This window comes from Paenibacillus sp. P4_E11, from assembly GCF_056401635.1.
This window is the reverse complement of record NZ_JBFUIX010000036.1, coordinates 25,036-38,757: the sequence shown is the minus strand read 5'-3', so window position 1 is coordinate 38,757 and position 13,722 is coordinate 25,036. Positions and strand designations below refer to the sequence as shown.

Below are 13,722 nucleotides of genomic sequence, written 5' to 3'. Positions count from 1 at the left end.
TCACGTTCCGCCTCCCGTCTGCATTGGATAAGGTATGTCGATGCGTAGTTGACAGCCTTGGTCTGTATTCGAGCTAATCCGCAGTCTGCCGCCCAACTGTTCTACCCGTTCCTTCATGGATTTGAGGCCAAATCCCATCACGATGACGCCCGTCCCTTTCCCATTATCTTCGAGCCTGAATAACAAGGTCGTTCCATTATACTCCAGATTGAAATGAAATTCCGTACTTTCGCCATGCCGAATCCCATTGGTCAGACCTTCCTGCAGTGCATGATAGATCGCCTTCTGATGGGACGTTGACATCTCGGGCAAGTCATGAATAGACACGTTCACACTGACTCCTGTATTCCGTTCGGTGTCCCTGATCAATCGATGCAATGTGTGACCAAGGTCGAAGGATTGACCTTCCTTCAACATATGGACGGAGCGGCGAATTTCATTCAGTCCGTGTCGAACAAGATCCTGCGCCTCTTCCAGTCGCACTACAGCGCCCTCCTTGTCCTTGTGCAGAAGCCGCTTACCTGCTTCTACCTGAAGGATGGTTGAGGTGAGGGTATGCCCGACGACATCGTGAATTTCCTGGGCGATCCGATTCCGTTCTTCATATAAGGACATCTCTGCCAAGGCAGCGGCTGTCTCGCGCATCGACCGCTCCAGGCTGCGGGTCCGTTCCTCCACTTGTTGTTCCAGGCTTGCCCTCATATCTCGAATTCCTGTATAGAGTCTTGCATTATAGATAGAGATCGCGCATTGCGAACATAACAGCTTCAGTACGTCCAGCCGATCGGGCGTGAACAACCCGGACGACAACTTGTTCTCCATGTAGAGCAGACAGATCAGTTTGTCCTGGTGAAGGATAGGAAGACAGAGCACCGATTTCAACCGATTCTCCTTAACATACGGGATACGTGTGAACATGCCTTCTCCAGCAGCATTGTGCAGGACTACTTCCTCTTGCGTTCTCGCCGCATAGCCTATAATAGCTGATGGAACGAAGTCTGCCGCATCTTCAAGCGGGATCGACTCGATGATCAATTCTTCGGCCTTTCCATGCGTTTCTACAACCCAACTATCGTCATAATTGAACAGGAGTGCACCGGATTCGGCGCCTGCATTCTGAAGCATGATGCGCATTAGAGCATTCAAGAGACGGGGCATTTCCATTTCACCAGAGAGCGCCTGTGCGGACATGATCACGGAGAGATAATCCACACGATCTCGTCCATGCTCACTCTTCAAGTTCAGCAGATGACCGTATTTGGCTGCCAAGTCGGCTGCTTTCGCCACTGCACCCCATTGCATGTACGCTTCGTATGCCTCTGTCATATAGATTTTCGCTAGCTGATTCTTACCTCGGTTCAAACCATGCTTGGCTAATCGTTCTGCAACGATACCTACGTTATGGATGTGTCCATGCTTGCGGGCATCTGCAATGCATTGTTCATACAGATCCTCTGCTTCTCGATCATGATGTTCCAGACTTGCCAGTACAGCTTGAACCATTAAGTATTTGTGTTCATAATTTTCTGGGCAACGTTTTGCGTATTGCTTCATCTTTTTCTCGTGACCGCGTATTCGGGCTATGATTGCCTTTCGCTCCCGTTCTCCTTCTTCCTCATACAGCTCCGACAAAACCAACGTTTCGTACATATAGGGGGTCGATTTCTCCCCGATTATATCGTCCTTACGTCCTTCACTAGCATTGAGCATGGCCTCTTTCTTAATATAGTGATGCGCTTCCTTAAATCTGCCGAACAAATACCCGGTCATGTAAAGACAGATGCAAACCAAACCTTCCATGTAATTGGTATCATCTCCATGTACCGATCTGACGTAACCTTCCTTATAAAGGTCGGTCTTATCGAAAGGATCGTCTGCTGAACGATACCCAGTCAATCGGGCGAGTAGATCGGCGAATATCGACGCTTGCTTCCATTGCAAGTTGTTATTATTGCGCTGCAGGCTCGAAGAGTGGGCAATCAGACGATCGTAGATGTCTCCGAGCGGATGGCCGAATTGCAGCAGCAGCACACAGTTGAGAATCACACTATGATTGCTTTGCCACAAGTCTCCTGACTCTAGTCCCAGCTTGCCGGCCTGATCGGTGAATCTCTCTAGGAAGCCCGTATCATACTGTCGCCAGCTATCGTAACATAACGAGAACGCAGTAAGAGTCTTCACATATAGCGCCGGGTAACCAACGGATACTTGACAGGCAAGTGTTCCCCATTCATATGCAGATCGATCTTGGCGGAATTGAAAATATAAGATCATGGCATACCCCACAAATCCGATAGACGATTCAGGGGTAATGCCGTAGTCCAGCGTCAGATCAATCATTGTGAAGAAATTGGCGGCCCACACCTTCTTGTCCAGATTGAAGCTGGCATTCCCCATATAGACCAGAACCATCATGGCCACCTTACGGCTCTCATCCGTCATGGGTGGCAGATCGTGCAGCGAACCGACCGAACGCCTGCGCAGCTTCCACAGCAACCGCATCCACTGAAGTGTCAGCTCATGCGAACTGGGTTTGAAATTGTGGCGGATATTCAACAACCCCAGAGCCTTCTCAGCCAGGGCCATTACATCCCTGTAATTGTCCTTGTTCGATTCGAACTGGATCATCACGGAATAGACGAGCGCTTTATCCAGATTCGTTCTAGATCTCTGCAGCAAGAGATTGAACAAGACATCCGCCTTATCGAAATGGGTGCACAAATACTCCAACTCGGCTCGTTCTTTGTAAGACCGGAAGGCAAGGCTGTAGTTGCTGTCCCAGCCATCTTCCGGCAATAACGACGTGGCGTTGCGGTAATAGCCAAGCGATGTCTCGTAAGCGTTCGATTGCTTCGCTTTCATTCCCGCCTGGATATTCAATTCCGCTAGCTCCAGTTTTTGCCCCCGATGTTCGATCCGCTCCAACCCTTGATTCAAGTGGTTCACGACTTCGAATACATTCACATCCCCACCTGTTTGCACACGTTGCGCTAACAATCGGCCAATCCGCAAGTGTAGATCAGGACGTTCGGCTTCTGGCACAAGCGCATAGGCGACTTGCCGGATACGGTCATGCTGGAACTTGTACACCGCATTGTCGCTAGTATCCCGCTGCAGCATACGCTCGTGTTCGGCAGTCCCGAGCGCTTCAAGAAGCTCCAGCTCGGACAATCCGGTAAGGGAACCGAGCGTCCCTAGCTCGAACCGGTTACCGAGGCAGGCGGCGCAGCTAAGCACATACCTTATCTGGACCGGCAGATGATTCATTCTGTCCGATATGTAAGCGGCAGCGCTATCGGGTATATTCATCTCGGCAATGAGTCGTAAATTCCATTGCCAGCATCGGTTACTATCATTGAAGGTGACCAGTCCACGGTTAACCAGGTCCTGCAAGAATTGCTTGAGGAAGAATGGATTGCCTGCCGTCTTATGCAACAATACAGAAGCCAATGCATCGGTTTCAGCAGATTCGGAGCGAATAGCATCTCTCAGCAGTTGCAACAAGTCATTAGAATCGAGCACGGAGAGAAGAATCCTCTCGTCGTTCATATTCCGCTCCTGCAGGTATTCCTCGAGTCGCCGGACAGGGTGCGTCGACGTAATCTCTGCTTCCCGATACGCTCCCACGACGAGCAGATGCTTCGTATCCCGGTCCGTGAGCAAGTAAGCGAGATAGTGCAGGGACGCTTCATCCGCCCACTGCAAATCGTCGAAGAACAGGACTAAGGGGTGTTCCCGATCAACGAATAGCTGCATAAATCTGTTCAATACGAAATGAAACCGACGCTGTGCTTCTACTGGCGGCAATGGCTGTACAGAGGGTTGTTCATCAATTAAGAGCTTTAACTTAGGAACGAGGTCGATCAACAGTTGACCATACCCGTCTACCGCATGCAGGATACGCAGCTTCCACACTTCCGCCTGTAATTCACTTTTAGTCAGCAGTTGGTCGATCAATTGTTCCAATGCTTGGACCCACACATCATAAGGAATAGCCGTATGATTCGGGTCAAACTTACCGGACACCGAGAAGCCTCCGGATGGTCTAGCCTTTCGCAGTGATTCCTGGATGAATGTGGTTTTCCCAATCCCTCCATTCCCGCTTACCCACACCATCTTCACAGCTCCCTCTGTCGACCGTTGCAGCGCAGACAGCAAGCTTTGCTGCTCAGCGTGCCTGCCGTACAGGGCGGAAGGGAATATCCAGCGATCCGGAACATCACGGCTGCCAAGCGCGAAGGGCTCGATTACACCCGATTCCCGATATCGGGTTAAGCACACTTCCAGATCAGACTTGATGCCGAAAGCGCTTGTGTAACGGGCATCAGGCATTTTCGCCATACATTTGTCAATAATGTCGGAGACCATTCTGGGTATGATGGGAGCTCTGACATGGACAGGCCTAGGCGTACTTGCCAGATGTTGATATACGATGCCCAGAGCGTCTTGCTGCTCGAAGGGCAGAACACCCGTCAGCCATTCATACAACGTGATCCCGAGTGAGTAAAAATCGGAGCGGTAGTCTGGTACCAATCCCGTTCTGCCTGTTTGCTCCGGCGATATATAGGACAAAGCCGAGTCTGGTCGACTGGCAAGCTTCGTCAGCGAACTCTTATGAGACAAGGTCGAGCACATTCGAACGTCGATAAACTTCACTTCAAGCGTATCGGGATTGACCATTAGATGAGAGGGGGTGATCTCATGATGTGTCATCTGTTCGCGATGAATGTGCAACAGGCAATCGACTACGGCTGCAGCAATACTCAGCAGAGCCGTTAATCCAATTGCCGGCGCACGCTCGCGCAATACCCGATCCAATGTGCTACCGCCGATATCCTGTACCAGCAGCACCGGGCGATCTGCTACAAGTTCCAGACTGTACGGTTCGACTGCCCCTCTGCCGTGCAATCTGGTAAAGATGTCATATTCATAATGAAATGTGGCAACAAGGGCCGGCCCCGGGTGTTCGTCACGCGTCGTCTTGGCGATGACGCTTCGGCTATCTTCCAGATGAACGAGTCGGTATATGATGATTTCTTCATTGCTAGCAATTGTCTCGACCGTCCGATAACCCGACCATTCAAACATGTAAGACCTCCAGTTGCATAATAACCCAGAACATCCGTCCATCAAAATGCATATTAGGACTATTATACCATGTCAACTTCTGGAGTTCACCGTCAAATCAATGGAATGTCGAATCAGCAAACAATACCTTTTCTCTATAGCGATCAAGCGTTACAATATGAAAGTAAGCACGAACGGCAACGAACCGTAAATTCATTCAAAGAAACGAGGATGAGAATTAATGGCAGTGAGAAAGATAGAGCATGTCGGCATTATGGTAACGAATATGGAACGGTCCATCGCCTTCTACCAATCTGTAGTCGGCTTGGAGCTGCTGGGGAAGCTCATGCACACGAATGGAATAATCGAACTTGCGTTTCTGGGCGCTCCAGGAGCGAATGAAACTCAAATCGAATTGATCGGAGGTTATCCAGGACAGTTGGCGGATGAAGCACGTGTTCACCATATTGCGTTCACGGTCGATGATCTTGAAGCGGAAACCGAACGAGTAGCGGCGCTGAATGTGACGTTCCTCGAAGATGCATCCACGACATTACCTAATGGTGCAAGCTACCGTTTCTTCTATGGACCGGACGGCGAGCGCATCGAGTTTTTCCAACCCGCTTCTTAATTCGGGGTCCCCGCAAAGTACTCGGGATGAGCTACGGAGCTTCGCGTCACTTTGTGGGGCTCAATGATAACTAGCAACTAAAGGGGTGGTTCTGGGTTGAACATAAACCAGTTGGAGACGTTGGTGACGATATCCAAGACCATGAGCTTCCGCAAAGCCGGAGAGCTCCTCAATTTGACGCAACCTGCGGTATCCGCCCAAATTAAAAGCTTGGAAGATGAATTCAAAACCGTATTGATTGATCGCAACCAACCGGTCACACTGACGGACAGTGGGAACGTTTTTTTGCGACATGCCGAAATGATGTTAAGAATTGTGGAAGACTTGAAGCAAAAACTGTCCGATCTGAATCAAACGCCGCAAGGTCACATAAACTTAGGAACGACGACTTCCATTGCGATGCAAATATTACCGCGAGTGTTGTCCTACTTCCAGAACCAGTTCCCCCTGATCAAGACGTCCATCCACTCCATGACGACTATGCAAATCATGTCGAATGTGGAAAACGGGACGATCGATATCGGCATCGGGTATTTGTTCGAGAAAAATCCGCATCTGGAAACGTCAATCCTGTATTACGATGCATTCGAGCTCGTTGTCTCCCCCCATCACCCACTCGCAAACCGTCTACATACGACGGTTGAGTCGTTGCGTGACATTCCGTTCATCATGCTGTCCACGGAAACGGCAGGGCGTCGGTTCGTCGATCAGGTGTTCCGCAAATTCAATCTGGAGCCGAACATCGTGATGGAATTGCAGAGCAGCGAGGAAGTGAAGCGAATGGTCGAGCTGAATCTGGGGGCCGCGATCATATCCAAGCTATCGATTGCAAGTGAACTGCGGAACGGGACATTGCGGATGATTCCGGTTGATGAGCTGGACATTAGCCATCCAGTCGGTGTTATTTACAAATCTGGCCGATATTTGAGTTCGGCACTCCAGCAGTTTCTGAGTGACTTGAAGGGCATGCCTGAGATTAATTTTATAGGATCGGAGTAAGACGTTATGCTGAAATTCGATTTACATACGCATCACGAACGATGCGGCCATGCGGTAGGCGGTATTCGTGACTATATTGAAGCAGCCGTCTCCGAAGGGCTTCAAGTGATTGGCATTTCCGATCATTCCCCGTATTTCGGCAGCAAGGAAGAGAGCCCCTGGCCGCAAATTGCGATGGCGAAGAAAGAGTTCGCCGTATACGTGGCCGAAATTCTTCGACTGAAAGAGCTGTACAAGGGGCAGATCGAAGTGCTGCTTGGCGTGGAATCGGACTTTTTCCCTGAGCATGCTGAGGTGTACCGTCGTGTATACGAACAATATCCGTTTGATTATATTATCGGGTCTGTCCATCAATCGGGCGGGGTCAGTATATTCAATCGCAAACGTTGGAAAGGCTTGAGCGAGTCGGAGCAGGTGCAGCAGAAAGAAATGTACTATGATCTCATCCAGCAATCGGCTCGCAGCGGCATGTTCCAGATTCTCGGCCACATCGATGCGATGAAGGGATTCTACCCTGCCTTCTCCACGATTCAGACGAAGGCCGTCGAGGATACGCTGCGGATCATCGGGGAATATGGCATAGCCATCGAGATCAATACGTCCGGCAAGACGAAGGATGTTGGCGGTTGGTATCCGTCCGACGACATCTTGGCGCTGGCGCTGCACTATGGTGTGGATGTCACCTTCGGCTCAGACGCCCATGTCCCGAGCCGTGTCGGGGACGAGTGGAACGAAGTCGCAGCCCGGTTGAAGGAGATCGGCTTTAAGCACTGGGTTTTCTTCCGGCAGAAGGAACGAGTTAAGGTTCAGTTGTAACTTATCTAGTTTTCCTCGGGTGGAAAAACGTCCTTCAAATCTACGGTCATGCACGGAAATAATTGCGATTGCATCACATCGGTTTCTGTCCCTGTATACATCCAGACATATCGGCTGTCCTTGAGCACAAGCTGTTCCACCGTTCGGTAGACGGGATCGACAATCCAATACTCCTGAACGCCGAATCGTTCATACATTTCCCGCTTCACCGACCTGTCCTTGCGTCCCGTACTGTTCGACAACACTTCCACAAGAAGGTCCGGCGTCCCGAAGACGAATCCGTCTCTGATAATGGCGCGGTTGTCATTGGATATGTAGATCAAATCCGGCTGGGCAATATTGTCACCATGGTCAAAATGCACATCCATGGGCGACAAGAGAATAACGCCGTCCATCCTGCATGAAAAATGGAAGAATGCAAACATGTTGCCGACGATCAGCTGATGGATCACCTTCGGCGAGGACAAGAAATCGTATCTGACCCCGTTAATGATCTCATACCGTTCTGGAATTAAGTACTCCGCTGGCTGCTCTTTGATAGTCGATTGTTTGTTCTTCTGCTCGCTGTCGTTCATCTTGCAAGCACCTCATTTCGACGAATGGTTGTTCCCTCCAGTATAACATAAGATGGACATGGTGTTGCCTACAGCAGCAGGCCGGCTCCCCAAAGCCAAAGTGCTCTCCGGACTAAATCCGGTAGAGCACTTTGGCTCATTGGAAGCCGGCCTGCTGACTTGCGTTATTTCAGAGAGACGTTCCCAGCTCTACTAGAGCATCGGATAGGATCTCACCAGTATCGCTCCGGTATGGAAATTCACCGAGCATAAAGGGTGTAAACCAGGCTGGATAAGAATACTTTCGTTCCGAAACATCATACTTATCCGGAGTCGGAATATAGCCGATCGCATCATTCGTTATACCGGCCACCAACACCTTATAGCCAGACAACCGTTTCAAGATTTCCTCATGATACGAATAAAACAGTTCTGACGGATGCGCAAGAATAAGCAGATTACCGAATCGAAGCGCCTGAATTTCCGTCTGGAATTCATCCAATGGGGATTGGCTATAACGAGCCCAGTTCTTCTCCAGTACATCCCTCTCGAACCGGACTCTTCGTTGCACGGCTTTGGGCAAGTTATCATAATGCTTATAAATATCAGCGATCAGCAACATATTACGCAAAATGACAGATTGCTCAATAACCAGCTGCGGAAGTTTGATATCCAACCGCTTGATGCGGACCGAGTCCGCGTCCAAAGGCAGCGACTCCGTGTCAGTTAAAGCCCCCTCAACCAAATCGGCGAATCGATTGGACAGTACCTTAAGATTAATCAAGGAAGTTTCTTGATTCTCATGGCAGAACACCGGATTCTGATCCCCTATCGATCCTTGTATGAACAGTCCAGTCGCGTTATATTGGGCCATTAGTTTGTTCATGGCTACGCCAATGAAGTCGCCGGAGATCAATGATGTGGCTTCGCACATTACGACCGGATGACAAGAATAATGAACCATAAATCCTGCCATTGTGTCTCCCTGGAGCAGCTTAATCACTTTCAATGTGGGATCGGTTAATCCCCCGGGATTGGTTTTCGTATGACTTTCCCGATTATAGGAAATTCCTGAGGCTTGCGTTTCCCCGTACTCCACCGTGGTTTCCGCCATATTCATGGAGGCCATCTTCACGCCCTGCGTAATTCGATCAGGCAAGGTGTCCATATAGGCGTGATCCATCTCCCCCCATCCGATCAATTCCATAGTAGTTGGGCCTGAATGGGTATGGGTGCAGCATAACATGATGTTATCGTAGGGAATGCCACACTCTTGTTCAATTCGCTGTCTGATTTGACGCGACCAAATCTTACCTATCGCAATAATGTCGCAGGACAGGATCGCCCCTTGCATGCCCCCGTGCCGCCATACCATAACATTCGCGAATAACGGTTCGTACACCCCAGTCGACTTACGCTCCAGATTCCAACCGAACCCACACAGCTCTATTCCAACAGGTGGTGTAATGTCCGCTCTACCGAACCCAGCCATCAACACCGTACTCATGCCTTCACGACCAATTCGCTTACATGCTTCTTCACTTTACGAGCCGCTTCAAGTACAAGATCCACACCCGTTGTATCCCCAGTCATGTAGAAGTGCAGGATCGTAACCATTCGTTCTGTCCATCGTTCCGCATGGGGAAGGCTCATTGTGGAATATTCCGGCAGTTGAATGCTTTCATGTAGAAGCGGGCGCAAATTGGCTTCTTCAAAAGCTTTTTCTTTATAGAGCGGTCGATTGTAGCCCGTCGTACACCAAGCCACACCTTCTGCTCTCATCGCCTGCACGAATACATCACGTGAACAACCGAACTGGCCGGCATCGAAATCCATAATCAGGAAATAGCAACCCATCTGGGTAATCCGTTCGTCATGCGGCAAACAACGAATGCCTTCAATTTGGTTTAAAGCATTCGCCAGATGATAGTAATTATGGTGTCTTTGCTCAGCTTGTACAGGAAATCTGCTGAACTGGGACAGCAATAATGCAGCTTGTAACCCGCCCATCCTCCAATTGGAGGCGCATACATGATGGTAGTAAATTTTTTCGTTCGCTTTGCGGCCTATGTTGCGGATCAGTTGGGCCTTGGCATACATGTCCTCATCCTTCATCAGCACTAGTCCGCCTTCACCTGCGGATAATGATTTGCTTTCTTGAAAGGAGAAGCTACCGAACGTTCCCCATGAACCTACTCTTCGGTTCCGCCAAGATGCCCCTTGAGCATGAGCGCAATCTTCAATTACGATGAGACCATGCTTGTCGGCAAGCGCCATGATCGCGTCCAAATCCGCCACATATCCACCGAAATGGACAATCAGGATTCCTTTCGTTCGCGGCGTAATTGCTGCTTCAATAGCAGCCGCACTAATCTGGCACGTGTCCTTCTCCACATCAACAAAGATGGGAACGGCGCCTACAGAAACAATCGAACCCGCGCTTGCTACGAAAGTAATGGCCGGAACAATCACTTCATCTCCTGGACATACCCCTCCTGCTTTTAACGACAATTCCAACGATACCGTTCCATTCGCTACAAGAACAGCGTAATCGGCGTTATGATACTCAGCGAATTGGGCTTCAAATATTTTATGAGGCTGATTCTCATCCCCCAGTCCTCCCCAATACCCATGCTCTAGCGCTTGAACAACTGCTACTTTATCTTCTTCATACAGCTTTGGCCATTTATAATCTTTTAACGGTTCGGCTGACGCCTTTCCACCATTAATCGCTAAGTTAGACATTTTTCTTCCTCCTTCCTTTTGAATTTAGGGCATTACAACTGTGTTGGGCAGAATCGTGCCGCATGGTCCAGCGTCCTGGTTACTTTCCCGCGTATGCACATTCCCATGTCGATCAGTTAAGGCAAATGAGATATGATGGCCCGCTTTCTCCGAAGACATCCCGATGTAATGCACAATGTATGAACGACGGAAACGATCCTTGGATTTATTAGGATACGATCCATGAATAATATTGCCGTTGAACAGCAGCGCATCGCCCGGATCCATATTGACCGGAACGGGTGCCGTTCCTTCGGGGATATCCACTTCATCCGCATACACATAAATTTGACGATCCGCTTCATGAGGACACTGAATTTCCAAATTCCCCGTATTCGGGACAACAACAAGTCCGCCGTTCTCTTCATCCGCCGGATCGATGGCAATCCAGCAGCCAATACAGGTGCCCGGTTCAATACGAAGATAATAATTATCTTGATGCAACGCCTGTCCTCGCGCTCCGGGAGGCTTGAAGTAATACATCGATCCCGCGGCAAGGGGCTCCTCATTGAATAGATCAGCCAGCATAGCCATACCCGTTGGATGAATCATCATTTTTTTGACAGTTTCGCTTATTCGTTCCGGAGCCAGCATACGCGGATATTGCTGCAGAGGATCATTGTCCATATTGCCTCTCTTCGGAATGTCAAAACAACCTGGAATCGGCCCCTGCGCATTCAGTTCCTGGAAATGTTGCTTGGCTTCTTCTACTTCATCGAGGTTCCAGAGTCCTTTTATTAATAGATACCCTTCTCGATGAAACTTATTAATCTGTTCCTCTGTTAGCACTTCTCTTGTCGGTTGTGTTGACAATGCCAATCCACCTCCATTGGTAATTAATGCAATTATAGAATGAGGAAGTGTACGGAGAAATGTAAAAAGCGATCCAATCCATGTATAATCTCACACTAACATCCCTATCTAGTCGTTCCCTGGAACGTCTTCCTTCGATTTGCGGTATTGCGTGGGTGTCAGTCCCGTTTCCTTCTTGAACGTTTTGCTGAAATGATAAGGATCGTAAAATCCAAGACGAGAGGCGATCGCCTGAACGCTGTCATCCCCCTCATGAAGCCAACGCTTGGCTTTATCCATTCTGTTCTCTTCTATATATCTCACAATCGTTTTACCAGTCGCCGCTTTGAACAGGTTGTTTAGATGATTGATGCTGATACATTGCTCCTGGGATATTTCAGATAAGCGGATATGGCGGTTATGATGCTTCTCCACATATTCGTAAATTTCTTTAACAACCGTAGTTTTCCAGTGCTCGCTTCTGCCTCCAATAGGAGCTTCTCCCAGCTTTCTTAACGTGTAGAGAAGCAGCTGCATCACATAGGTTTTGATCAAATCTACCTGTCGCGGTTCCGTACTGTTCTGATTGGGTTTCAAATGGTCAAGGATGGATTGCAGGTTGAGATCATACTCGAACTTATTCCCTTCGAATAACAACAGATCTTGGCTGTAATCTCTAACGAATACATGTACGACAACCTGCTTGGAGTCGGCAGCCAGCCAAATCGCTTTATAGGGCCCCAACTTATCCGGCATTTCGTTATGGATGATTCCCGGAATAAGGAGACAAACCTCGCCTGCGCTCAGTCTCAGCCAATCCTCGCCATGCTGCATCATACATCCGCCATCCAGACTTACGCACAATTCCATATAACTGTGTGAATGCGGATCCTGGATCACTTCGAACTGAGCATTAGCAGCATCGCTCCATTCCGACTTCTGCACATCCCTCGCTTGATGAGAAGCGATCCAGTTGCTCCCATAGTGCCTGGTAATCAGATCCACAGCCTGGTGAAGGGCGTCCACTAATGATAATTGATGGGCTTTCCACTTGATTTCCAGTGATTTCATGATTGATCCCTCGCGTCACTTCACTTTCATTCGAAAGTTGTGAGGCGTCTCCCCTGTTTTTTTCTTGAACAGCTGACAAAAGTAGGACACGTTATGAATGCCGATCTGATAAGCAATCTGATCCAGCGGAAGGGAGCTGCTCTCCAATAGACGACTGGCTTCCTTGATTCTACGGGCGGTCAAATAGTCGGTCAGATTCTCCCCCAGCTCTCTTCGAAATAAGGATGACAAATAGGGGGCAGACAAATGCAAGTGATCGGCCAAGTCTTGCAATTGAAAGGGCTTCATGAAGTTTTGATCAATCCATTCCATGGCTTGTTCCGCATGTCCTAACGGCCTCCTATGCACGGTCAACCCATCTTGATTGTCATGGCTCCAGTATTGCTGCAGTAGACCCAGGAATCCTACTATATGGAGCACTTGTTGTTCTCTCATCTGGTCGATGCTCAAATCTTGTGTAAGCAAATGACTCAATCGCTGGAATTGCTCCACAATGGGATGGCCGCTGTGTAGGCCTGTGATCGCTTGAGATTCTAGTGAGCGCTTCCAAATTAGCTCGTGAAATTCCATCAGCCTTGGAAAAGCTCGAAGACAATGATGGATCAACACGGGATCATATAATAGGTAGGAGCGGATAAAGGGGCGCTGATCCGTAGCCTGAACCGCAAGCTTATGTAATTGAAACGGTTGAAAAAACAATAGGATACCGTCCGTAATCTTGATTGTTTTCTTGCCTACTACAACTTGACCAGAACCTTGATCGATATAGTGTAATTCAATGCCGTCATGCAAATGAATAATATCCTTGAAGTCCGAACCGCTTACTTTGTTGTGGGCAAATAGAAGAAGATTATGTGATAAAGCCGAGCTCAGATGCGGGTTCATACGATCCATCCCCCTTATTCCGAATGCTTAATACAGCAACATTTTACCATAAAGTAGACAAACAAACGCGTTGATATTACTTATATACTAAACACAATCCATTCTGTTATAGTACATATTCTT

Annotated in this window: 10 protein-coding genes; 3 read left to right on the top strand and 7 right to left on the bottom strand. The window is 48.8% G+C overall.

Going from position 1 to position 13,722, the window contains the following annotated elements:
* Entirely contained in the window at nucleotides 1-5,088 is a 5,088-nt protein-coding gene (locus tag AC1DWB_RS15565; protein ID WP_477541991.1) for an AAA family ATPase, read from the bottom strand.
* Between the two features lie 220 nt (nucleotides 5,089-5,308).
* On the opposite strand from AC1DWB_RS15565, the gene AC1DWB_RS15560 reads away from it, so the two are divergent.
* The 3 genes from AC1DWB_RS15560 (at nucleotide 5,309) to AC1DWB_RS15550 (ending at nucleotide 7,513) form a co-directional block, all read left to right on the top strand.
* A complete protein-coding gene (locus AC1DWB_RS15560; RefSeq protein ID WP_477541990.1) occupies nucleotides 5,309-5,698 on the top strand; it encodes a VOC family protein in 390 nt (129 codons plus the stop codon).
* Nucleotides 5,699-5,794: 96 nt separating this feature from the next.
* Complete coding sequence (locus AC1DWB_RS15555) at nucleotides 5,795-6,697, top strand: LysR family transcriptional regulator (protein ID WP_477541989.1); 903 nt, start codon at nucleotides 5,795-5,797, stop codon at nucleotides 6,695-6,697.
* A 9-nt stretch (nucleotides 6,698-6,706) separates the two neighbouring features.
* On the top strand, nucleotides 6,707-7,513 hold the full coding sequence (locus AC1DWB_RS15550) for a histidinol-phosphatase (protein WP_477542009.1): 807 nt from the start codon (nucleotides 6,707-6,709) through the stop codon (nucleotides 7,511-7,513).
* A gap of 5 nt (nucleotides 7,514-7,518) precedes the next feature.
* On the opposite strand, the gene AC1DWB_RS15545 is transcribed toward AC1DWB_RS15550, so the two are convergent.
* The 6 genes from AC1DWB_RS15545 to AC1DWB_RS15520 all read right to left on the bottom strand — a co-directional run bounded on the left by AC1DWB_RS15545 (nucleotide 7,519) and on the right by AC1DWB_RS15520 (nucleotide 13,599).
* The gene (locus tag AC1DWB_RS15545) at nucleotides 7,519-8,088 is read right to left on the bottom strand and encodes a Uma2 family endonuclease (protein WP_477541988.1); all 570 of its coding nucleotides are present in this window, start codon (nucleotides 8,086-8,088) and stop codon (nucleotides 7,519-7,521) included.
* A 169-nt stretch (nucleotides 8,089-8,257) separates the two neighbouring features.
* Nucleotides 8,258-9,574: a neutral/alkaline non-lysosomal ceramidase N-terminal domain-containing protein gene (locus AC1DWB_RS15540; protein ID WP_477541987.1), complete on the bottom strand. Its 1,317-nt coding sequence runs from the start codon at nucleotides 9,572-9,574 to the stop codon at nucleotides 8,258-8,260.
* Nucleotides 9,571-10,812 carry a DegT/DnrJ/EryC1/StrS family aminotransferase gene (locus tag AC1DWB_RS15535; protein WP_477541986.1) on the bottom strand — a complete coding sequence of 414 codons (1,242 nt, stop codon included), beginning with the start codon at nucleotides 10,810-10,812 and terminating at the stop codon, nucleotides 9,571-9,573. The genes AC1DWB_RS15540 and AC1DWB_RS15535 overlap by 4 nt, the downstream gene beginning before the upstream one ends.
* 24 nt (nucleotides 10,813-10,836) lie before the next feature.
* Nucleotides 10,837-11,664 (bottom strand): phytanoyl-CoA dioxygenase family protein, encoded by an 828-nt coding sequence (locus AC1DWB_RS15530; protein WP_477541985.1) that lies wholly within the window; start codon nucleotides 11,662-11,664, stop codon nucleotides 10,837-10,839.
* A 108-nt stretch (nucleotides 11,665-11,772) separates the two neighbouring features.
* Complete coding sequence (locus AC1DWB_RS15525) at nucleotides 11,773-12,714, bottom strand: helix-turn-helix domain-containing protein (RefSeq protein WP_477541984.1); 942 nt, start codon at nucleotides 12,712-12,714, stop codon at nucleotides 11,773-11,775.
* Nucleotides 12,715-12,729: 15 nt separating this feature from the next.
* Nucleotides 12,730-13,599 (bottom strand): AraC family transcriptional regulator, encoded by an 870-nt coding sequence (locus AC1DWB_RS15520; RefSeq protein ID WP_477541983.1) that lies wholly within the window; start codon nucleotides 13,597-13,599, stop codon nucleotides 12,730-12,732.
* Nucleotides 13,600-13,722: the final 123 nt, after the last annotated feature.

Bases quoted from the DNA above. Each gene is read 5' to 3' on its own strand.
- AC1DWB_RS15565 (WP_477541991.1), bottom strand. From the start codon at position 5,088: ATGTTTGAATGGTCGGGTTATCGGACGGTCGAGACAATTGCTAGCAAT.
- AC1DWB_RS15560 (WP_477541990.1), top strand. From the start codon at position 5,309: ATGGCAGTGAGAAAGATAGAGCATGTCGGCATTATGGTAACGAATATG.
- AC1DWB_RS15545 (WP_477541988.1), bottom strand. From the start codon at position 8,088: ATGAACGACAGCGAGCAGAAGAACAAACAATCGACTATCAAAGAGCAG.
- AC1DWB_RS15540 (WP_477541987.1), bottom strand. From the start codon at position 9,574: ATGAGTACGGTGTTGATGGCTGGGTTCGGTAGAGCGGACATTACACCA.
- AC1DWB_RS15535 (WP_477541986.1), bottom strand. From the start codon at position 10,812: ATGTCTAACTTAGCGATTAATGGTGGAAAGGCGTCAGCCGAACCGTTA.
- AC1DWB_RS15525 (WP_477541984.1), bottom strand. From the start codon at position 12,714: ATGAAATCACTGGAAATCAAGTGGAAAGCCCATCAATTATCATTAGTG.
- AC1DWB_RS15520 (WP_477541983.1), bottom strand. From the start codon at position 13,599: ATGAACCCGCATCTGAGCTCGGCTTTATCACATAATCTTCTTCTATTT.